Origin of the sequence: Polaribacter tangerinus (assembly GCF_038024095.1) — a bacterium.
GTDB classification, from domain to species: Bacteria; Bacteroidota; Bacteroidia; order Flavobacteriales; family Flavobacteriaceae; genus Polaribacter; species Polaribacter tangerinus.
In genome coordinates this window covers 554,542-577,377 of the sequence record NZ_CP150668.1, presented here as the reverse complement: position 1 = coordinate 577,377, position 22,836 = coordinate 554,542, and the positions used below count along the sequence as shown (strand labels likewise).

20 protein-coding genes are annotated in these 22,836 nt (G+C 30.2%); 16 read left to right on the top strand and 4 right to left on the bottom strand.

Features of this window, described 5'->3' with window-relative positions:
* Positions 1–2: 2 nt before the first annotated feature.
* From WHD54_RS02620 to WHD54_RS02610, 3 genes are read right to left on the bottom strand one after another with little or no spacing between them, the layout of a single operon-like run.
* Positions 3–1,217, bottom strand: a complete 1,215-nt coding sequence (locus WHD54_RS02620) for an acetyl-CoA C-acyltransferase (RefSeq protein ID WP_088323109.1) — start codon at positions 1,215–1,217, stop codon at positions 3–5.
* Between the two features lie 5 nt (positions 1,218–1,222).
* Positions 1,223–1,984, bottom strand: a complete 762-nt coding sequence (locus WHD54_RS02615) for a CoA-transferase subunit beta (RefSeq protein WP_088323108.1) — start codon at positions 1,982–1,984, stop codon at positions 1,223–1,225.
* A complete protein-coding gene (locus WHD54_RS02610; RefSeq protein ID WP_088323107.1) occupies positions 1,974–2,822 on the bottom strand; it encodes a CoA transferase subunit A in 849 nt (282 codons plus the stop codon). The genes WHD54_RS02615 and WHD54_RS02610 overlap by 11 nt, the downstream gene beginning before the upstream one ends.
* 198 nt (positions 2,823–3,020) lie before the next feature.
* Between WHD54_RS02610 and WHD54_RS02605 the strand changes: the two genes are divergently transcribed.
* The 10 genes from WHD54_RS02605 to pckA all read left to right on the top strand — a co-directional run bounded on the left by WHD54_RS02605 (position 3,021) and on the right by pckA (position 16,806).
* Entirely contained in the window at positions 3,021–3,743 is a 723-nt protein-coding gene (locus tag WHD54_RS02605; protein WP_088323106.1) for an SDR family oxidoreductase, read from the top strand.
* Positions 3,744–3,758: 15 nt separating this feature from the next.
* On the top strand, positions 3,759–5,219 hold the full coding sequence (locus WHD54_RS02600; protein ID WP_088323105.1) for an NAD-dependent succinate-semialdehyde dehydrogenase: 1,461 nt from the start codon (positions 3,759–3,761) through the stop codon (positions 5,217–5,219).
* A gap of 10 nt (positions 5,220–5,229) precedes the next feature.
* A complete protein-coding gene (locus WHD54_RS02595; protein ID WP_088323104.1) occupies positions 5,230–6,384 on the top strand; it encodes an iron-containing alcohol dehydrogenase in 1,155 nt (384 codons plus the stop codon).
* A gap of 148 nt (positions 6,385–6,532) precedes the next feature.
* The gene (locus WHD54_RS02590; RefSeq protein ID WP_088323103.1) at positions 6,533–9,604 is read left to right on the top strand and encodes a SusC/RagA family TonB-linked outer membrane protein; all 3,072 of its coding nucleotides are present in this window, start codon (positions 6,533–6,535) and stop codon (positions 9,602–9,604) included.
* An 11-nt stretch (positions 9,605–9,615) separates the two neighbouring features.
* A complete protein-coding gene (locus WHD54_RS02585) occupies positions 9,616–11,118 on the top strand; it encodes a RagB/SusD family nutrient uptake outer membrane protein (protein ID WP_088323102.1) in 1,503 nt (500 codons plus the stop codon).
* A gap of 7 nt (positions 11,119–11,125) precedes the next feature.
* Complete coding sequence (locus WHD54_RS02580) at positions 11,126–12,397, top strand: SGNH/GDSL hydrolase family protein (protein ID WP_158211803.1); 1,272 nt, start codon at positions 11,126–11,128, stop codon at positions 12,395–12,397.
* A gap of 42 nt (positions 12,398–12,439) precedes the next feature.
* Entirely contained in the window at positions 12,440–13,915 is a 1,476-nt protein-coding gene (locus tag WHD54_RS02575) for an acyl-CoA synthetase (protein WP_088323100.1), read from the top strand.
* 11 nt (positions 13,916–13,926) lie between these two features.
* Complete coding sequence (madL, locus tag WHD54_RS02570) at positions 13,927–14,304, top strand: malonate transporter subunit MadL (protein WP_088323099.1); 378 nt, start codon at positions 13,927–13,929, stop codon at positions 14,302–14,304.
* On the top strand, positions 14,304–15,053 hold the full coding sequence (madM, locus tag WHD54_RS02565; protein ID WP_198943136.1) for a malonate transporter subunit MadM: 750 nt from the start codon (positions 14,304–14,306) through the stop codon (positions 15,051–15,053). The genes madL and madM overlap by 1 nt, the downstream gene beginning before the upstream one ends.
* A gap of 142 nt (positions 15,054–15,195) precedes the next feature.
* Complete coding sequence (gene pckA / locus WHD54_RS02560) at positions 15,196–16,806, top strand: phosphoenolpyruvate carboxykinase (ATP) (protein ID WP_088323098.1); 1,611 nt, start codon at positions 15,196–15,198, stop codon at positions 16,804–16,806.
* Positions 16,807–16,940: 134 nt separating this feature from the next.
* Here the strand turns inward: pckA and WHD54_RS02555 are convergent, their stop codons facing one another.
* Positions 16,941–17,624 (bottom strand): S8 family peptidase, encoded by a 684-nt coding sequence (locus WHD54_RS02555; RefSeq protein WP_262502700.1) that lies wholly within the window; start codon positions 17,622–17,624, stop codon positions 16,941–16,943.
* A gap of 674 nt (positions 17,625–18,298) precedes the next feature.
* Between WHD54_RS02555 and WHD54_RS02550 the strand changes: the two genes are divergently transcribed.
* The 6 genes from WHD54_RS02550 (at position 18,299) to WHD54_RS02525 (ending at position 22,810) form a co-directional block, all read left to right on the top strand.
* Positions 18,299–19,573 carry a DUF2130 domain-containing protein gene (locus WHD54_RS02550; RefSeq protein WP_088323096.1) on the top strand — a complete coding sequence of 425 codons (1,275 nt, stop codon included), beginning with the start codon at positions 18,299–18,301 and terminating at the stop codon, positions 19,571–19,573.
* Positions 19,574–19,594: 21 nt separating this feature from the next.
* Complete coding sequence (locus WHD54_RS02545) at positions 19,595–20,572, top strand: helix-turn-helix transcriptional regulator (protein WP_088323095.1); 978 nt, start codon at positions 19,595–19,597, stop codon at positions 20,570–20,572.
* Positions 20,572–20,988 carry a hypothetical protein gene (locus tag WHD54_RS02540; RefSeq protein ID WP_088323094.1) on the top strand — a complete coding sequence of 139 codons (417 nt, stop codon included), beginning with the start codon at positions 20,572–20,574 and terminating at the stop codon, positions 20,986–20,988. The genes WHD54_RS02545 and WHD54_RS02540 overlap by 1 nt, the downstream gene beginning before the upstream one ends.
* Before the next feature lie 246 nt (positions 20,989–21,234).
* Positions 21,235–21,459 (top strand): HTH domain-containing protein, encoded by a 225-nt coding sequence (locus WHD54_RS02535; protein WP_143744235.1) that lies wholly within the window; start codon positions 21,235–21,237, stop codon positions 21,457–21,459.
* A 67-nt stretch (positions 21,460–21,526) separates the two neighbouring features.
* A complete protein-coding gene (locus WHD54_RS02530) occupies positions 21,527–22,147 on the top strand; it encodes a hypothetical protein (RefSeq protein ID WP_088323093.1) in 621 nt (206 codons plus the stop codon).
* A 48-nt stretch (positions 22,148–22,195) separates the two neighbouring features.
* On the top strand, positions 22,196–22,810 hold the full coding sequence (locus WHD54_RS02525; RefSeq protein WP_088323092.1) for a hypothetical protein: 615 nt from the start codon (positions 22,196–22,198) through the stop codon (positions 22,808–22,810).
* Positions 22,811–22,836: the final 26 nt, after the last annotated feature.

Sequence of the window (22,836 nt, the reverse complement as noted above, 5' to 3'; positions counted from 1 at the left end):
TATTAATTAACATCAGGGTTTTTAATGATAGTAGCTATTCCTTGTCCTATACCAATACATAAACTAACTAAAGCATATTTACCTCCAATTCTTCTTAATTCTCTACTTGCTGTTATTAATAATCTAGCTCCAGAAGCTCCTAGCGGGTGACCAATAGCTATAGCGCCACCATTAGGATTAATTCTGCTATCTGAAAAAGATAATTTTAGAGATTTTAAACAACCTAATACTTGAGTAGAGAAAGCTTCATTTATTTCTATAATATCCATATCATTAATTGTTAATCCTGCTCTTTTTAAAACTTTTTCAGATGCTTTTACAGGTCCAAGTCCCATATACATAGGTTCTACTCCAGATACTGCGTGAGCTACTATTTCTACTATTGGCTCTTTACCTAACAAATTGCTCATTGCAGCTGTACCTAATAAAATTGCCGCTGCACCATCATTAATACCTGATGAATTACCTGCTGTTGCCACACCGTTCTTGTTAATCGGTTTTAATTTAGATAACCCTTCTAATGAGGTATTTAGCCTTGGATGTTGGTCTGCAGTCATTATAAATTCATTCTCTCTTTTATTTCTAGCTAATATTTTAAAAGGTAAAATTTCATCATCAAAAAATCCTGTTTCTAGGGCATTCTTGTATTTCATTTGAGATTGATAAGCAAATAAATCACTTTCATCTCTTGTGATTTTTAGTTTTTTTCCAATATTATCTGATGTTTCTGGCATAGTGTGGGTACCAAATCTATCCAAAAGGTTTTTATTTGGAAATCTCCATCCAATTGTAGAATCAGCTACATCAATATTTCTTGTAAAAGCTTTTTCAGTTTTTGATATTATTAATGGAGCTCTAGTCATACTCTCTACACCTCCAGCAATATATAATTCACCTTCATTACACTTTAATGAGTTTGTTGCAAGATGAACAGCGGCTAAACCACTGCCACAAAGTCTATTTACAGTAATACCACCTGAATTTATTGATATTCCACTTAATAATGCTGAGTTTCTTGCAATGTTTCTAGAATCTTCTCCTGCTTGATTAGAATCTCCAATTACTACATCTTCAATTAAGTCTTTTATATTATTATTTCTCTCAACTAATTTCTTTAATATATAAGCCATCAAGTCATCAGGTCTGGTAGTACTTAATTCTCCCCCATATTTTCCAAAAGGAGATCTTATTCCGTCATATAAATATACTCTATTCATCTGTTTTAATTTTGTGTAGCCTCTAATTTTCTTAAAATTTCTAATTCTTTTAATGAAGGAGAAGAGGTAGTTATAATATTTTCAGATATTTTTAATGGCCAACCTGTTGCATCTTTAACCTCCTGTATACTTACTCCTTCATGAATATGTGTTAAAATAAATTCTTGAGTAACTTTACAAGGTTCTAATATTCCTAAATCTGTAATGATAGCTTTTGGACCATTACTAACAAAATTTAATTTATCTCTACTATTATTACCATCAGCATAGCCTACAGAAGTAATAAAATCTAATTTATTTACAAAGTTTCTTTTTGTTTGTCTTAACATAATTAATGTGTCTTTACAAAAAGCAGCTATTTCAGGAGCTCCACCAGCTCCTGGTAGTCTAACTTTTGGATTTTTATAGTCTTTACCTATTATAGTAGTATTTATATTTCCAAATTTATCTACCTGAGCCGCTCCTAAAAATCCAATTTCAATTTTACCTCCCTGAAGGTAATAGTTAAAAACCTCAGGTACAGAAATAACAGCTAAAGCTTTTTTACTTAATTCATCATCTCCAATAGATAAAGGCAGTCTTTCTGGCTTTGTATCTAATGTTCCGCTTTCATAGATCATAGATATATTTGGCGCTTGTACTCTTTTTGCTAAATTTGCGGCTAGACTTGGAAGTCCTATTCCTATAAAAACAATATCATCATCTTTAAGGAATCTAGATGCTGAGACAACCATCATTTCTTTAGAAGTAAAATTTTTATTCTTCATTATTTATTTTTTTAAAAAACTCCGTATAATTTTTAGTTGATAAGACGAATTTATTCATCCAGTTATTAAATGTTTTACGGTCTTTACTTATTGTATCCCATTCTTTATAAAATGCATTATAACGATTATAGTATCCCTCTGCATAAGATGGAAATGCTCCATTAGGTTCAACACAAATAGCATTAATTACCCACCTAGGTATTATTGTTCCACCATTCTTTTCATCAATTATATCAACAATTTCCTCAACGGTTACGATTGTTTTTTTTGAAGCCATTAATACTTCTTTTTGACTGCCTGAAATACCTTTAATCCAAATATTACCATTATTATCTGCTTTTTGGGCATGAATAATTCCAATATCAGGTCTTATTGATGGTATAATTGTTAGTTTTTCTTCAGAAAAAGGACATTTCATAAATTTTATATCATCATTTATATCTGGGTAACTTGTTCCTAAGTATCCTTTAAAAATAGCACAAGGTAACCCAGATGCTCCCGCTGCATATGCATTTGCCATAGCGGAATGCGCATGTTCTTTAAATTCAATTTTATTTGGAAATTCATTTTCATAAGCATCTCTGAATCTATGTAAAGAACCAACCCCAGGGTTACCACCCCAAGAAAATGTTAGTTTGCTAACGCATCCCATTCCAATCAATTGATCATAAATTATATCTGGTGTCATTCTAAATAAGTGCAAATCATTAATTTTTTGCCTTATGATTTCTAAACCTGCAGCGTGAGGTATTAGGTGGGTAAACCCTTCTAAAGCAACACTAGTTTTTGGTTTTACATACTTTTGTATTGCTTTTTCTAAACTAAGAAATTCAGTCATTTAATCTTTTTTTTATCAATAAGAAAATTATTTTTACAAAGATATTATTCAAAATATAGTAATCATTATCATAAGAAATCAAAGATTTCGTTAAATCTGTCGATTTCTAATGTTTTTATGAATCCTTAACAATTAAAAGTATTTTTCATTTAATTTTGGTAATAATACTATCAGTAAAATTTTAAATAAAATTAAAAGATGAAGCATAAATATGTTTTAATAACAGGGGGAGCCCTAGGTATAGGTGCAGGTATTGTAAAAGAAATTTTAAAAATGGGATATAGTCCTATTGTGTTAGATGTTGTAGAACCTGAAAATACTGAAGGTATACTTTTTTTTAAAGTAGATCTCTCTAATCAAATAGAAACTAGAAAAGTACTTGATAAGGTTACAAGTAAATTTAAAATACTAAGACTTATAAATAATGTTGGCATTGTATTACCAAGTCCTATAGAGGATACTAGTTTTGAAGATTTTAATAAAGTGATTTCACTTAATACTTGGGTGGCAACTCTGTGTTTACAAAGTTTATTACCGGCAATGAAAAATGCAAATTTCGGTCGTGTAGTTTCAATTACAAGTAGAACAATTCTTGGAAAAGAATTAAGAACCGCATACTCTGGGAGTAAGGGAGCTTTATCAGCAATGTCTAAAACATGGTCTTTGGAGTTAGCTTCTAAGGGAATTACAGTTAATACAATTGCACCAGGCCCAATTGAAACAGACGCTTTTAAAAAAAATAATCCACCTGAAAGCTCTAAAACAAAAGAAATAATTAACGCTATACCTGTCAAAAGAATAGGTACTCCTGCTGATATAGGTAATGCTGTTAATTTTTTTCTAGACGATAATTGTAGTTTTATTACGGGTCAAACTCTATTTGTATGTGGAGGTTTAACAGTAGGATTAAGTAGTAATTAGTAAAATTTAAAAAAAATGATTATTAAAAATAAAGACTTATTATGTTCAAAGGCAATCATTGGAGATTGGTGTAATGCTTTTGATAAAAGTACATTTAATATAATGAATCCTGCTACAAATGAGAGTATTGGTACACTTCCGAATATGGGAGAGCATGAGACGATAAAGGCTATAGAAATTGCTAATGAAGCTTTTCAAATGTGGAAAAATCAGACTGTAGATTTTAGGTCTAATATACTAAGAAGTTGGGCTGAATTAATTAGAGAGAATAAAGATGATTTAGCTGTAATAATGACGATGGAACAGGGAAAGACTATAAAAGAGTCAATAGGTGAAATAGTTTATTCGGCAAGTTTTTTAGATTGGTATGCAGAAGAAGCTCAAAGACCAATAGGAAGAATGATGCCTGCGCATCAAACAGATCAAAAAATATTAATTACACATGAGCCTCTTGGTGTTGGAGCAACAATAACACCTTGGAATTTTCCAGCACTAATGGTTATGAGAGAAGTTGCACCAGCTTTAGCCGCAGGATGTACTGTAGTAATAAAACCATCAGAATTGACACCTTTAACGCCTTTAGCCTTAGTCAAATTAGCAATTGATGCTGGTTTACCTCTAGGTGTCTTATCTGTAATTACTGGTGATAAAAAAAATACCCCAAAAATAGGAGATGTTTTGACATCTCATTTAAAAATAAATAAAATAAGTTTTACAGGATCTACAGCTACCGGTATAATGCTTGCAAAAAAAGCAATGGAATCTGTAAAGAAAATGAGTCTTGAACTAGGAGGAAATGCACCGTTTATAGTTTTTGATGATGCAGATATAGATGCGGCTTTAACAGGATTAATTTCTTCTAAGTATAGGAATTCTGGACAAGCTTGTGTTGCTACTAATAGAGTCTTTATTCAAAAAGGTATTTATAATGATTTTATAGTTAAATTTATTAAAAAAGTTGAATTACTTAAGGTTGGAAATGGTCTAGACGCTGACGTTGATATGGGGCCATTAATTTCAATTGAGGCATCAGAAAATATGGAAAATTATATAAAAGATTCCCTTTTGAAGGGAGGAGAATTGTTAACTGGAGGTAAAAGGCATAAACTAGGTAAAAGCTTTTTTGAACCAACAGTTATAGCGAATGCATCTGATGAAATGATGCCTTGTCAATGTGAAATTTTTGGACCATTAACAATGATTCAAAAGTTTGATTCTGAAGAAGAAGTTATAAAGCTAGCAAATAATTCTATTCATGGTTTGGCTGCATATTTTTACTCAAACGACAGGAAAAGGTCTTGGAGAGTTTCAGAGGCTTTAAAGGCTGGTATAATTGGTGAGAATACTGTTTCTTTTTCAACGCCTAGAGCTCCTTTTGGAGGTTATAAACAATCTGGAATAGGACGAAATGGCGGAAGTGAAGGATTAGTAGAGTGGCAAGAAGTTAAATACAGATGTATTGGAGATTTAAATTAGAAAATTATTTATGGAAAATTTTGAATATAACACACCGAATAAAATAGTTTTAAGAGATAGTTGTACTTATCAAGTTGATACTTATAAAGAGTTGAAGATTACAGGGAATGTTTTATTTGTTACAGATAGAAATTTAATAAATCTAAACATAGCAACTCCAGCAATAAAAGCATTAGAAAAGAATGATGCTAATATTTTTGTTTTTGATCAAGTAGCACCAGAACCAAAAGTATCAACAGTTAGAGAAATAGTAGAATTTTGTAAAAATCATGAAATCACTTATGTAGTTGGTTTTGGTGGAGGTAGCCCAATGGATATTGCTAAAATTGCTGCTGTTTTATTAAAATCGCCTCAAAATATTGAAGAAATTTATGGTGTAAATAAAGTGATAGGAGATAGATTACCACTTGCTTTAATACCAACCACCTCTGGAACTGGATCTGAGGTTACTCCGGTTGCTGTTGTAACTTCTGATGATGGAAGTAAATCTCCAATAGTTGATACTCATTTAATATGCGATATTGTTTTATTGGATGCAAAGTTAACCACAGGACTGCCACCTAAAATAACTGCAGCTACAGGTGTTGACGCTATGGTTCATGCAATTGAGGCCTATACCTCAGGAGTTAGAAAGAATGTCATTTCAGATAATTTAGCTAAAAAAGCATTTGTATTGTTGTTTAATAATATAAAAACAGCAACTTTTAAAGGTACAAACATAGTGTCAAGAAGAAATATGCTAATTGGGTCTTCATTGGCAGGTCTTGCATTTGCTAATGCCAGTGTTGGTGCTGTTCATGCATTATCATATCCTTTAGGTGTTTCTTTTAATTTACCACATGGAGAAAGTAATGCTTTAGTTATGATTCCTGTAATGCGTTTTAATTTAAAAAAGGCAACTTCATTATATGCAGATTTGTCTAGAATAATTAATTCAGAAGTAATTTTCAGTACTGATCTAGAAGCAGCTAATTATTTAATTAATCAAATTGAAAGTTTAATTAAAGAATTAAACTTAAGTACTAAATTATCGGATTATAATATTACTGAAAAAGATATAAATACTCTAACAACAGGAACATTAAAGCAGTCAAGATTATTATCTTATAATCTTACTAAAATGAATGAAACCGATATTTCTAATATTTTTAAATCAATTTTATAAATTGTGACAAAAAATAATACTGTTTAAAACTTTTTATTGTTCGAAGTTGTTAATTTGTTTTCATAATAGTATCATTAATTTGGTTAATTAACAAATATTTGAAATTTCAATATTAATATTTTTACAAAATAATAAAACTGTCTAATTTATGATAACATTTAAAAAACTTAATTTTATTTTCTTATTTTTTTTATTGTCTTTTATAGGAGTAGCTCAGAAGATAGAAATAAAAGGAACAGTTTTATCTCAGAAAGGAGAATTTCTTCCTCAAGTTTCTGTTTTTGAAAAAGATACAAAAAACGCTACAGTTACTGATTTTGACGGTAAATTTACTATTAGCGTAAATAGTAGAAAATCTATTTTAAGCTTCTCATACCTTGGTTTTTTAACTCAGGATATTCTCGTTTCCCAAAAAAACATTATTAATGTCATTTTAGTAGAAAGTTCAACTAGTTTGGATGAAATTGTAATTATTGGTTATGGAAATGTTAGAAAAAAGGACTTAACAGGTTCTGTAAGCACTGTAAAGGCAGAGCAGATTAAAGGGATACCTGCTTCAAATGCTGGGGAGTTATTACAAGGAAGAGTAGCTGGATTAAATGTTATAAACACATCTGATGAACCAGGTAGCCAAGCTACCCTAAGAATAAGAGGTTCTAGTACAATTAAAGGGAACGCATCCCCTTTAATTGTTATAGATGGCTTTCCTTATCCCGGAGGTTTAGATGAGATAAACCCTGCTGATATTGAATCTATAGAGGTTTTAAAAGATGCGTCTGCCTCAGCTATTTATGGCTCGCAAGGAGCAAATGGTGTAATTATAGTTACTAGAAAGCAAGGTAAGGCAAATAGGATGAACATATACTTGACTTCCCAAACTACAACTTCTTCATTTAATAAAGATTTTGAGAATGTATGGAAAAATACATTATTAATGGCTGAGTTAGCCAATGAAAATGCTATTAATGGTGGTGGTGTTGTGCCTTATGTTGGTGCATCGGGAGATGAGGAGTTACAAGGTGGTTTCTACCCTTCTTTAGAGCAAATTAGATCTGGAGATTGGCCTTATTATACCGATTGGACTGATTATGTTTACAGAAAGTCAAGTGAGATACAAAACACTAATCTAGGTGTTTATGGTGGTTCAGATAAAATTAAATACAATGTTAATTTAAATCATTGGAGCCAAGAGGGGAGTAAAATTGATAATAATTACGAAAAAATTAACTTGTTTTCTACTTTTAATATTAAACTACTAAACAATTTAAAGTTTACTTTAAATACAACATATACAAACATAAAATTTAGAAATAATAATTTCACGAATTACACACGGAATCCTTTATGGCCGGTTTATAATTCAAATAATCCAGCTGAAGGCTTTTACTTGGTTTCAGATAACGATTTTTTTCATCCCGCATATAGAAGAGGAAAGATAACTGATGAAACCAAAAGTGAAGACTTTTTAGTTTCAGGTTTTTTAGATTGGAAAATTACAGATCAAATTACATTTAATTCAAGAGCCAATATTAAATCAGGCACCAATATTAAAGATTATTATTTACCATCAACATTATCTCAAGTTTACGATGGTATTGGAAGTATTGAAAATACAACCGATTCTAAAAGAGTTTTCGAAAACTATATTACCTACAAAAATTCTTTTAAAAATCATAATTATACTATTATGATTGGAAATTCTGAGCAATCTACAAATGATAGGCGTTTATTTTTAGAAGGTAGGAATTTCCTTAATGATGTTTTAGGAAATGAGAATCTATCAAGTGCATCTGTTGAAAATCAGTTTGTAGATAATTTTCAATTTAATACGGGGTTAAGTTCATATTATGGAAGACTTAACTATTCTATAAACAGTAAGTATTTACTAACATTAACAGGTAGATTTGATGGTTCTTCTAAATTTGGTAAAAATAGTAAATGGGGCTTTTTTCCATCAGGAGCTTTAGCATGGAATCTTTTAGACGAGAGGTTTATGCAGCATTTTGATAAAATAAACCAATTTAAAATAAGAGCTAGTTATGGGGTTTCTGGGAATGACGGTATAGAGGCGTATTCAACACAATCTAGATTCGGAGAAGACCAGTTTTACAATGGTTCTCAGTGGCAAACTGTTATTGGGCCAGGTGTAAATTCTTCTTCAGGAGGAAGGTTGTTTCAATGGAGAGGAATTGCAAATAACAATCTTAAGTGGGAATCTACAGCTCAATTAAATATTGGAACAGATTTTGAAGCTTTTGATAGTAAATTAAAGGTTACGTTTGACTATTATTACAAGAATACAACAGATTTACTAAGAGATCAAGTACTCCCATTATCATCTGGTTTTGATTTTATGTTGGTTAACGATGGTGAAATTGATAATAAAGGGGTAGATGTAACATTAGAGGCAGTTCTATTAAAAAAACAAGAGTTGTCTCTTTCTGGAACACTAACATTTAATAGAAATCGAAATGAAATTATTTCGATAGGTTCAGAGGCTAATGCGGGCTTGATAACAGATTTTTTCGAAAATAAATTCTTAGATACAGGTCTTAGTCTAGAAAACACTTTTGGTTCTCAAACTATTTCAGTTTATGCATTAGGAAAACCCTTAAATGTATTTTATGGATATAAACAACTAGGTATCATCCAAAATAATGACCAAGCCCAAAATTTTCCAACGTATGCATCTGTAAATCAACCTGGAGACCCTTATTATGCCGATCTATCTGGTGATGGAATCATTACATCTGATGATAGAGTTATAATTGGAGACCCAAATCCTGATTTTACTGGAAGTTTAGCATTAAATTTTGAATACAAAAAGTTTAAGATTTCTACTCTTTTTAATGGAGCTTTCGGATATGATATTTTAGATACAAGGAAGTTTGAGAGAGTAACAGAGAAACCTTTAAGATGGACTGGAGAAAACACAACAAACTCATGGCCAAGTTTAAGAGGCGATAGAGGAACACCTTTGTTTTCTGATTGGTACTTAGCAGATGGTAGTTTTTTAAGGATTCAAAATGTTAATTTAGCTTATACTTTCAATTTTCCTGATATTGGTATAAAATCCCTTAAAGCATACCTAAATGCAACTAACCTTCACACCTTCACAAGTTTTAAAGGATACGATCCTGAAGTTGGAACAAACGGAATTTATTATGGATTTAGACCAAGAGTAAGAAGGTTTACTATTGGTTTTAACATTAACTTTTAATTTTAAAAAATATGAAGTTTAAATTTTATTATGTAGTTAGTTTTTTTCTCTTTTTTTTAAATTCATGTGCTGAGTTAGATGAAAACCCCAAAGGATTCTATACAGATCAAAATTTTTTTAAATCTGAAGACGAAGTTGAGTCTGCAATTTTATATGCCTATATAGTAAATCAGACAAATGAATATTTATATGGTTATATAGAATTAACTGACTTATCATCAGAAATAATGTACTGTACACCAACAAATACATTTTATGGTAGAAATGAGATTGATTTATGGCAGGTATCCCCTTTAACTCTTGGTATACAGGGTTTTTACAAGTATAGTTATATAGGTGTTAATAGAGCGAATACTGTTTTAGATAACATTAATTCTGTAGATATAGAAATCTCAAAAAAAAATCATTTTAAAGGAGAATTATATTTCATTCGTGCATGGCATTATTTTAATCTTGTTCGTCTTTTTGGTGAAGTTCCTTTAAGAAAAAGTTCAGTGACTAGTTCAGAAGATCTATTTCTTCCAAAAAGTAACATTCAAGAGGTTTATGATTTTATTATTGAAGACTTAACTAATGCGATTGATTTAATGCAAATTGAAAGGAAATATGGACGTGCAGATAAGGTAGCTGCTCAAAGTTTATTATCAAAAGTTTTTTTGACGTTAGCTTCTTCTAAAGAATGTAATTCTCCAAGATACAATTGGGTTTTGAATTCAGATGAAATGTACAATCAAGCAAAAGAATACGCAGGGAAAGTAATTTTTGATCAATCTATATATGAGTTGCAAACTGACTTATGGGATATTTTTGATGTTAATAATAAGATGAATTCTGAAAATATTTATTTTTTATCTACTAATAGAGAAAAATCTGTCGGTAAATCTGGTTTTGCTGCAATTTGGATGCCTAATCCAGGTGTAAGTTATTCTACAGATTTTCATGTAAGTCACCCTTTTTTGACAAACACATATTTACCTACAACATGGGGGTATAGGGTTTATAGAATATCAAATCAATTTGTAAATACTCATGAGCCTGGAGACTTAAGAAAAAACTTATATTCTAATATGCTTTATAACGCAGATGGTTCTCTAAGAGCTACTTATAATGAACATTATTTTTCATTAAAATATATTGATCCAGAATGGATAGATTGGGATAAAACGAGTTCTAGTCCTTTATATCTTAGAATGTCTGATATTGCATTAGTCTATGCAGAGGCATCCGGAGCTACCTCTTTGGCATATCAGCAAATAAATAAAATAAGAAATAGAGCAGGATTAAGTGATTTACAGCCAGGTTTAAGTGATCTAGACTTTAGAGAAGCAGTTAGAAATGAACGAAAATTTGAACTATCTGGAGAAGGTAATCGTTTGTTTGAGTTAAGAAGAACAAATAAAGTTATTGAAACACTTGGAAATGTTACGTATCCATACCTTTATCCACTACCACAAAACGAGGTAGATGTAAACCCAAAAATAGATTTTGACCCAGAAAAAATTAACTTAAAATAAAATTGATTTGTTAAAAATAAATAGATTATTAATATTAGTCTCCTGTATTCTTTTTTCTTACAATTCTTATTCTCAGAATAAATCAAAGGTTAATGTAACTTTTTTTGGTTCTTCTGTATGTAAAGGATATGGTGCAAAAAATGATCAAGGGTATGCATGGATGTTTTATAATAGTAACGTAATAGATACTCTTAAATACAAATATTATAATGTTTCTACTAATGGAGACAATACAATAAAATTAGAGAAGTTTGATAGATTATCAAAAAAATTGTATCCCACAAAACCAAAGATAGTTGTAATCGGTTTATCTTTAGGTAATGAGGGATTGAGAAAACAGGTAGACCAAAATGGTAGAGAGCAAGTTTTAGAACAGTTTAGAAGTAGATTGCTAAGACTTTCTGACTCTCTACACAATCAGGGAATAAAACCTGTTATTGTAAATTGTTATGCACATTCTTTATTTGATGAAAACCACTACAGGATTACAAAAAGAATGAATGAAATTATAAACACGTGGAAATATCCTAGTATTAATGTTTTGGGAGCTGTAGATGATTATGAAGGTAAATGGGTAAATGGTTTTGTAAATGACCCTTGGCATCCAAATAATTTAGGTCACAAAGAAATGTCATACACTATTGTACCCTCTTTATTTGATGCTTTACTAGCTGGAAAAAAAACTCCAACTTATGACTATAACCCTAGTTATGTAACTCTTAAAAATAAAAAATCAGAGCAAGCACCTCTATTATTGGATCTTAAAAATAATACTGTTCATTCCTTTACTTTAAGTTTTAGATTTAAAAAACTGGAAGATGGAAGTATCGCGGGTTTTGTTCAAGATAAAAAACATAATTTAATTTTAATTAAAGGGTTTAACTTAAAATATAAAAACATATCTGTACCATTTGATAGGTATAAAGATAAATGGAATCATCTAGTTTTATCGCATAGCTTTGCAAATAAGAAATCTATTTTATATTTAAATGGCGTAAATGTTGGCGAAGTTGAAGAAAGATTAAATCCTTCACAATTTTATTTTGGAGGGACTTCAAAGTCGATAGAGCTTAAAGATTTATCTTTTCATCGTTCCTCAATCAATAAAGATGAAGTTGTTAATTTATTTAACAAGAAAATTATTCAGTCTAGTTTAGACTTTTTTGCTTCACTAACAAAGTTAACTCTAAACAAAAAAATATCTAATGAAGCTCAGAGTCTATTGGAACTTAATATAGAAAAGTCACAAGAACTCATTCTAAATAACCTTGAATACTAGTAATTTAAAGTTTTATTATAAATTTAATATCCTTTTAATACAATGTTAGGAATAGTACAAAATGCAACTAAGCATTTAGAAAGAGTATGTATAAAAAGTAATAATAGAGATTATACATATCAAACACTTTTAAATAAATCAGAATCAATAGCAGTTGATTTACTTGCGGGTAAAAAGGACTTAAATGAACAGAGAGTAACTTTTTTAGTTGATCCAGGTTTTGTTTATGTATCTATTCAATGGGCTATTTGGAGAGCTGGAGGCATTGCTGTTCCTTTATGTGTAAAGCATCCTTTAGAGTCTATAAAATATGTATTGGATGATACAAATGCATCTGTTTTGATTTACAGTGAAAAATATAAAGATTTATTAGAACCTATTTTTAATAACAACAATATAAGATGTATTAAAGCAGAGTCTTTTACAAATATTTTTGGTCCTCTTCCAGATATTTCTTTGGATAGAAGAGCTATGATTATTTATACAAGTGGAACAACAGGAGCTCCAAAGGGAGTAGTATCTACTCATCATAATTTAGAAAGTCAGATTGTTACACTCGTTAAAAGTTGGGAATGGGATAAAAAAGATCATATTTTAAATGTTTTACCAATGCATCATGTTCATGGTATTGTAAACATAACTTTATGCGCTTTATGGTCTGGAGCTTGTTGTGAGTTTTTACCAAAATTTAATGCAAAAAATGTTTTTGATTTATTTAAAAATAAAGAGATAAATCTTTTTATGGCAGTACCAACTATCTACTATAAACTTATCTCTTTCTGGAAAACTTTAGCAAAAAATGAGCAAGACGAAATTTCTAATATTTTAAAAGATTTTAGATTAATGGTTTCAGGTTCAGCAGCATTACCAGTAAGTGTTCTTAAAGATTGGAAATCAATAAGTAATCATATTCTTTTAGAAAGATATGGAATGACTGAGATTGGAATGGCGATTAGTAACCCCTATAGAGGTGAAAGAAAACCTGGTCATATAGGTCAACCACTGAAGGGAGTATCTATAAGAATATCAGATGATAATGACAAAATGTCTAAAATAGGAGAACCAGGAGAAATACAAGTTAAAGGAAATAATGTGTTTAAGGAGTATTGGAATAAACCTAAAGAGACTAAAGAAAGTTTTACCAAAGATAATTGGTTCAAGACAGGAGATATTGCAGTTTTACAAAAAGGAAGTTTTAAGATACTAGGCAGAAATTCTGTAGATATAATTAAGAATGGAGGTTATAAAGTTTCTGCTTTAGAGATAGAAGAAGTTTTAAGGAAATATAAAGATATTGCAGATTGTGGTGTAGTAGGTTTGCCTGACGAAGAATGGGGAGAAATTATTGCAGTTTGCATAGTTATTAATACTAAATCAATTTCTATAGATGATTTAAAAGAGTGGTTAAAGTTAAAGTTGCCTTCTTATAAAATACCTACAAAATATAGTATTCAAAAAGAGTTACCTGTAAATGTTATGGGTAAGGTTGTTAAGAATGAAATTAAAAAGTTATTTTAAATACTACAAATATGAAAATTTATGGTGTTGCAATTCTTTCATTTTCTTTTTTATTAGGAAAATTTACTGGAAGTTTATTAGGTAATTTATTAAATATTGATGCAGATTTAGGGGGTGTTGGTTTTTCTATGGTATATCTTATTTTTTTAACTACTTTTTTAAAAAAAAGAAACTTATTTAAAAAAGAAACTAAAAGAGGAATTGTTTTTTGGGGGTCAATGTATATTCCAATTGTAATAGCTATGTCTGCAACACAAAATGTAAAAGCTGCTTGGGATGGAGGTTTTATTGCGCTTTTAGTTGGTTTTTTTGTTGTTTTTATCGGTTATTTTTTAGTCCCAGTAATTTCAAAAATAGGCAATAAAAAGTCATCAAATTTCATAAAATAATGATAGATATTTTAGAAAATATCATTTCAAAAAACGGATTAATTGTTGCTTTTTTATCTGTTGGTCTCTTAATGTTATTTTCTTTTTACGTATCTAAATATATATTCAAATCTCATATTCCAAGTGTAGCCGTAGCAATAATCATAGCATTAGGTTTAGCTTTTTTTGGAGAACAAAAGGGTCTCAGTGATGTAAGCACTTTTACAGGCTTATCTTTATTAGGTGGTTCTATGTTGAGAGACTTTTCAGTTGTAGCAACCGCTATGAATTCAGATATAGATAAAATTAAGGATGCAGGTTTGGCTGGGTTAATATCTTTGATTGTAGGGGTTTCTTTTTCTTTTTTTTTAGGAGTATTTATTTCTTTTTGTTATGGATATACAGATCCAGTAAGTTTAACTACAATAGGAGCAGGAGCTTGTACTTATATAGTTGGGCCAATAACAGGATATGCTTTAGGAGCTAGTTCAGAAGTAATTGCTATTAGTATTGCTACTGGAGTTTTTAAAACAATATGTGTTACTATTTTAACACCTTTTTTAGCTAAAAAAATAAATTTAAACAATCCCCATGAAGCTATTGTTTTTGGTGGTTTAATGGGGACAACAAGTGGTGTTTCTGCAGGTTTGGCTGCTACAGATCCAAAATTAGTCCCTTACGGAGCCATGACAGCTACTTTTTATACAGGACTAGGATGTTTATTGTGTCCTTCTATTTTTTATATAATCATAAGTTCTCTCTTCGGTTAAGTAAGAGTTTTTAAAAAATCCTTAACATTTATAAGTAATTTTAGATACTATATATCTGAAATAAAATGAAACAAGAAAACAACTAAACGTTATTTAATATGATGATATAAATCCGAAAAAACATTTAATTTTTTCATAAATTATGAACTATAATAATACTATTAATAAGTCGTTAGAAAATTTAGGAATAAAAAACGCAACAATTCAGTATCAGTTAACTTCAGATGAACTGCATGCTTTAACTATTGAGAAAGAACAAGGAGTTGTCTCTTCTTTGGGGGCAATTGCTGTTAATACCGGAGAGTTTACTGGCCGTTCACCAAAAGATCGTTTTATTGTAAAAGATAACATTACCAAAGATGAGGTTTGGTGGAGTGATATCAACCTTCCTTTTGATTCAGTTAAGTTCGATGCTTTGTACAATAAGGTTACAGCGTACCTTTCTAATAAAGAGATTTTTGTGAGAGATTCGTACGCCTGTGCAGACGAGAATTATAAATTAAAGATTAGAGTTGTTAACGAATATCCTTGGAGTAACATGTTTGCTTACAATATGTTTTTAAGACCTACTGAAGAGGAGTTGAAAGATTTTTCTCCAGAATGGACGGTTCTAAATGCACCTGGTTTTATGGCAGATCCAAAAGTAGATGGAACAAGACAGCACAACTTTGCAATTTTAAATTTCACCAAGAAAATTGCCTTAATTGGCGGAACAGGGTATACTGGAGAAATTAAAAAAGGAATTTTTTCTGCATTAAATTTTATACTTCCCGTATTTAAAAATACGTTGCCAATGCATTGTTCTGCAAATGTTGGTAAAAAAGGAGATACTGCTATTTTCTTTGGATTATCGGGTACTGGTAAAACGACACTTTCTACAGATCCTGAGAGAAGTTTAATTGGTGATGATGAGCATGGTTGGACTGCAGAAAACACTGTTTTTAATTTTGAAGGCGGTTGTTATGCCAAAGTGATTAATCTATCAAAAGAACAAGAACCAGAAATTTTTGGAGCCATTAAAAAAGGGGCAATTCTAGAGAATGTAGTGATGGATAAAAATGGAATTATCGATTTTTCAGATACATCAATTACCCAAAATACAAGAGTTAGTTACCCAATTCATCACATTAAAAATATTAAAGAACCTTCTATTGGTAAAAACCCGAAGAATATTTTCTTTTTGACAGCAGATGCTTTCGGTGTTTTGCCTCCTATTTCTATGTTAACACCTAACCAAGCTGCGTATCATTTTATTTCTGGTTATACGGCAAAAGTAGCCGGAACAGAAGCAGGTGTAAAAGAACCCACACCTAGTTTTTCAGCATGTTTTGGTGCGCCTTTTATGCCTTTACATCCCACTAAATATGCAGAAATGTTGAGTAAAAAAATGAAAGATGTGGGTGTCAATGTTTGGTTGATAAATACAGGTTGGTCTGGAGGTCAGTATGGTGTTGGAAGAAGAATGCCATTAAAATATACAAGAGCAATGATTGCTGCTGTTTTAAATGGAGATTTAGGGAGTTACAGATACGAAGATTACCACATTCACTCTGTTTTTGGAGTTGCTCAACCAAGAAGTTGCCCTGGTGTTCCTACGGAATTGTTAAGCCCGAGAGCTACTTGGAATGATGATGAAGCCTATTACAAAACAGCCTTTAAATTATCGAATGCATTTAGAAACAATTTTACGCAATTTGAAGAGGTTGCCAGTGAAGATATTCGCAGAGGTGGGCCTCAGCGATATATGCTATAGAATAGGACTAAATAATTTAATTTACTCCTTTATTCCGTTAACTTTAAATCTTAATGCTTGAAAAAAATACTGAATTCAAACCATCTTTTAACTTATATGATTTAACATTATAAATTAATTTAAAAAGGTTTAAGTTACTTCTTTATAATTTTAGCTGACTGTTTCATACCTTTTTTTAGAAATTCAATTAAATAGATTCCATTTTGTAATTTAGATACATCTATAATATTGGTGTTGTTAACATCCAGCTCTTTCTCAATAAGTTTTACACCTAATACATTGATTACATTAATACTTTCAAATTTTGTAATTGTATTATCAAAATACAAATAATCTTTAGTTGGATTTGGATATAGATTTACAGGCAAACTTTGATTTGTTTGTTCGGTACTTAAAGTTTGTTCAATTGATTTTATGGCATCATAAGCATTTATTTTGCCAACACCCCAAGTATTATTTAGAGTAGGAGATGTATTTTCTGTATTGGTGTCTCTTGCAGCGGTTTCATTTAAAATTTCCTTTATTTCGTTCAGGTTAAGGTTTGGGTTTGCTTCAAGTATTAAAGCGATAATTCCTGTTACAACAGGGGCAGACATTGAGGTGCCTTGGCTTGCTGCAAAATGCCAATTTTGATTTCCATCAGTAAGACCATCTTCAATATCTGAGTATAAAGCCTGACTGTTAAATGGAGTTGAAGTATCGTAAGTATAACTTTCATCAAAACTACTAATAGCAGATACAATTCTATTTCCAGGTGCTGTTATATCTGGTTTAACTCTATAGTCAACAGTTGGTCCTTTGCTGGAAAATGATGCAATTTTAAACAGTTCGGATAAACAGGAATTCTTTTCTATATCAGAGAAACTTAATTGAAGAAAAAACTAACGGAAGTTGCTGGAAAAACAAATATCTTAAGTTGCTTGAAGAACATATAGAGTTGCTAAGAAAAAAATAATATTTTTAATTTAAATTAGTCATTATAGATTAAATACAACTAGCATTATGGAAATTAGCAGCATATTTTATTCGATCTGAACGAGCTATTATTTTTCTAATAATATACTTTCAATATCCTCAAAAAAGTTAGAACTTTTGATTGTCGAGGTCACTTAAAGCTTCACAGAAATGTGAGGCTTTTTTGTTGTTTTATATTTCTATTGTTTTACATCACACAGAAATTTTCCCCTTTTTAGGTAACCTATAACTACTTTATTCTAAGATTTTCTTATTATGTAATTATTATTTTAGCCTATTTTGTGTTCATTTTTTGAGCCATGTAAATTATATTTCTGAATATGTAAAAGATGAAATCTTAGAAAAAATATTGCTATACTTTATTGTCTGAAGTATTGTTTTTTAAGAGAGATTTTCTAGGTGTTCTTTTTTATTCCTAAAAAAAGAAAATATAGATTTACTATCTTAGCTATAGAATCAAAAAAAGTTATTGTAAGTTGTTGTTACTTTTTAATTAAAAATTAAAAAAAATAAATATATGAACGAGATTATTTGTCCGAATTGCAAAAAAGCATTTAAAGTTGATGAAGCAGGTTATGCAGATATTTTAAAGCAAGTGAAAGATCATCAATTTGAAAAAGAATTATCAGACAGGCTCGCTATAGCGGAGAAAGAAAAACAAAATGCAGTGCAATTGGCAGAGGCTCAATTAAGAGCTAAATTTAACACACACTTATCGAACAGAGAAAATGAGTTAAATAAACTACAGGCTTCTGCAGAGAAGGCTTTGATAGAGAAATTAACAGCCAAAGAAACTCAAATTTCAAATTTACAGTCTTTAATAGATCAAGCAGAAATTAAAAATAAGTTAGCGGTTTCTGAGGCCATTAAAAACATTGAAAAGGAAAGAGATGCGTTAGCAAATGATTTGAAAATGAAAGAGACAGAAAAGCAGTTGTTAGAAAAATCGTTGCAAGAAAAGTATGTACAAAATTTGCTTTCTAAAGACAAAATTATAGAAATGAAAGATGACGAGATTGCAAGATTAAAAGACTTTAAGCAAAAGTTATCTACCAAAATGGTTGGAGAAACATTAGAGCAGCATTGCGAAATTGAGTTTAACAAATTAAGAGCTACTGCTTTTCAAAGAGCACATTTCGAAAAAGATAATGATGCCTCTGGAGGTACCAAAGGAGATTATATTTACAAAGAAAATGACGAGTTTGGCAATGAGATTATTTCTATAATGTTTGAAATGAAAAATGAAAATGATGAAACAGCTACCAAGAAAAAAAATGAAGATTTCTTTCATAAATTAAATAAAGATAGAATTTCAAAAAACTGTGAATTTGCAGTGCTAGTGTCAAATTTAGAGTTAGACAACGAATTGTATAATACAGGTATTGTTGATGTTTCCTACAAGTTTCCTAAAATGTATGTGGTGAGGCCTCAATTTTTTATTCAAATAATAACCTTGTTAAGAAATGCTGCTTTGAATTCGATGCAGTATAAGGCAGAATTAAACATAATTAAAAATCAGAATGTAGATATTACAAATTTTGAAGAAAAAATTAACGATTTTAAAAAAGGATTTGCTAGAAATTATGATTTGGCAAGTAGACAATTTAAAACAGCAGTTGATGAAATTGACAAGACAATGTCTCATTTGCAGAAAACCAAAGATGCTTTACTTGCTTCGGTAAATAATTTAAGACTAGCAAACAACAAAGCCGAAGATTTAACAATAAAAAAGCTAACTCATGGCAATCCAACAATGAAGCAAAAGTTTGAAGATTCCTCGAAAGATATTTAAAATAGTATTAAATCTTTTTTTATGAGTGTTTCAAAATCAGCTTTTAGTAGGTATCGAATAATTGATAGGATGCTTAGAAATTCTGCAAAAAAGTACCCTACTTTATTACAAATACAAGAAACATGTTTTCGTTTTTTAGATGTAGAGCCTTCTTTAAATACGTTAGAGAAAGATATTCGAAACATGAAGCATTCTGATACTTTTGAAGCACCAATTAAGTTTTGCAGACGAAATTTAGGATATTATTATACAGATGAAAACTATTCTATAAACGCTATACCTTTATCTAGTTACGATATTTCTAGTATTAAAGAAGCGCTCGAGCTTGTTAATAATTTAGGAGTACATAGAGTAAATAAAAGATTTTCTGAGGCAATTCAAAAAATATTAGTTTCTTTTAAAGAGGAGTTTCCAGAAGGAAATATTAATAGAAAAATTATTCAAACCGATTATGTAGAAGGTGCAAAGGGAACAGAAAATTTTTCAATCCTTTTTAATGCTTGCAAAAATTTAACACCCCTATCTATTGCCCTTTTTTCATATAGCCAACGAACGTTTAAATCGGAAATAGTTCATCCTATTCGATTGAAAGAGTTTGAAAATAAATGGTATTTAATTGCTTATTCAGAAAAAAGTAGTAAAATTAGTACCTATGGATTTGACAGAATTTATGAGCCAATTACATTAAAAAGGATTTATATTAAGTGTCCAGAAGAAATTGTAGACAGTTATTGTAACGATATTTATGGGGTGTATCCGATGAAAAATGAACCCAAACAGCTTATAAGATTTATTACATCAATACAATTAACAAACTATTTTGAGGCTTATCCGATTCATAAAAGTCAACAAAGTGAGAAAAACGAATCTGGGTCTAGTTTTTTTACCATAAATGTAGTGCCAAGTAGAGAGCTAATTCGGTTATTTCGGTCTTATGGAAAAAATCTAGTTGTAATTCATCCCGAAGGTCTAAAGAAAAAAACTGAATCGTTATTATAATGAACATACTCAAAAACAACCTATTATATACTTTAAATGTATTTGGTCATGGTGAAAACAATCCTTTGTTAATGAGGGTTTTAATTACAGATAAGTACACGAAAGTAGATTTTGGATATGTTACTACTAATAAATACATAAAAGGAGGTTGGATAACTATTTCTCCAAAAACCTATATAGAAATTCCTAGTTTAAAAGATCGTTTTTATTTGGTTAAAGCAGCAGGAATTACAATTGCACCTGAAAAGCACAATTTCGAATCTAAACAAGATTGGCGCTATTTTTCGTTATATTTTCCACCAATACCAAGGTCAGCAAAGTATATCCATATCATCGAAAAAGAGAATGGGTCTGAAAATGATTTTAATTACTACAACGTTCAATTAGATAAAGATTCTGCAATAGAAACTATCTAACCACTAAATTTAGTATATCATTTTTTACTTATTTTTCTTCTCTCTCCTTATAGTTTTAGGTTAACTTTTTATCACATTATATTTTCTTAGACACTTTTTTTTAATAAAAAACCATTCCGTATAAATTTTACGGAGTGGTGTTGCATCTTTGCATAGTAATTAGTTAAAAAACTATTTAGCAGATGTTAATAAAAATGAACTCACTGAAATTCAGTTTCAGTAGTAGGCTATAAAATTGCATTAAAATTGGATATAAGAGTTATCATAAGAATTGACAGTCTCATCTCAAGAGAGATGACAGGAAGCCCCAGAGATTTGGCTTCAAAACTCTCGTTATCCGAAAGAACTGTTTACAATTACATTGCATTTATGCGAGAAGAATTAAAAGCTAGCATTGTTTATAATTATCAGAAAGAGTCTTATGTGTATACCGATAATTGGAGTTTTAAATATAAAAGAGATACTTCTTAGTAGTAGCTATTTACTCGTATCATCCAATTAAAAAATCAGTTTATTTTAAAGTAAAAAAAATCAAATTATGAAATTTATCAATTTTTCTATTGTTGCCCTAGTACTTATTTTTTTCACTTCTTGTGCAAAGATATTTTATAGTCCAGATGCTACTTATTTAGCAAGTAAGCAAAAATTAATAGCCATTGTGCCCCCAAAAGTTTCAATAGCCGCTAGTAAAAAGATAGATGCAGAATCTATGAAAGAGCAACAAAAAACAGAATCATTAAATTTTCAGAACGAGATATATTCTTGGATGCTCAGGCGAAAATCACAAGGTAAAATAACCAAAGAGTTACAAGATATTCAAACTACAAACGCAAAATTGACTAATGCAGGATATCCAGAAAAGGTATTTACCACTGCAGAACTTTGTGAAATATTGGGAGTAGACGGCATATTAACGTCAAATTTTGGAATGTCTAAACCCATGTCTAACGGTGCTGCTATTGCTACATTAATATTAATTGGTGGTATTGGGTCAACTAATGAAGTTCGAACTACATTGAGTTTGCATGATTGTGATAATAAAAAATTAATTTGGAATTATGAACACAAAATTTCAGGAGGATTAGGAAGTAGTCCGTCACGAATTGTAAACGAATTAATGCGCAAGGCAAGTAAAAAGATGCCGTATGTGATTAAATAATGATGCCTAAAAAGTAAAACCATAATTATAAATATTAAAAATACCCTTATGAAAACGACTAAAACTTTATGTATTAAATTTTTATCAATAGTAACAATTGCTTTTTTTTTAAACGCTTGTTCTTCCAATTCAGATGATGAAGATGATGCTTGTGTTCCCATTTCTTGTTTAAACGATGGTGTTGCTACTTATGATTGCGTTTGTGATTGCCCAAACGGATATGCAGGATTAGATTGTGGTATTCAAGAAACACCAAAATCTATGACAATTACTAAAATTGTAGTTACTAAGTTTCCAAATGAAAATGATAATGAAAAATGGGATGCTGTACTTACAAATACCAGTGATGCAGATATTTATATCACTATGGAAGATTCCTCTGGTAACATAATTTATGAACATCCAAGCTATTATGAAAATGCAAGTGGTTTAGGAAATGTAACCTATGAATTTATACCTTCATCCCCAATAAAAATCATACAAACTAATAAATTTTTTATAGTAAAACTATTTGATTGGGATACTTTTACTAATGATGATTTTATTTCGTTGGCAGGTTTTACACCCTACTTTTCTGGTCAAAGTGGTTTTCCAGCAAGCAAAAAGTTTACAAATCTTTTTAACGATTTTGATTGTGAAGTCTTTTTAACTTATAACTGGTAGTTAGGTTCTTTTTTTGAGATATTTTA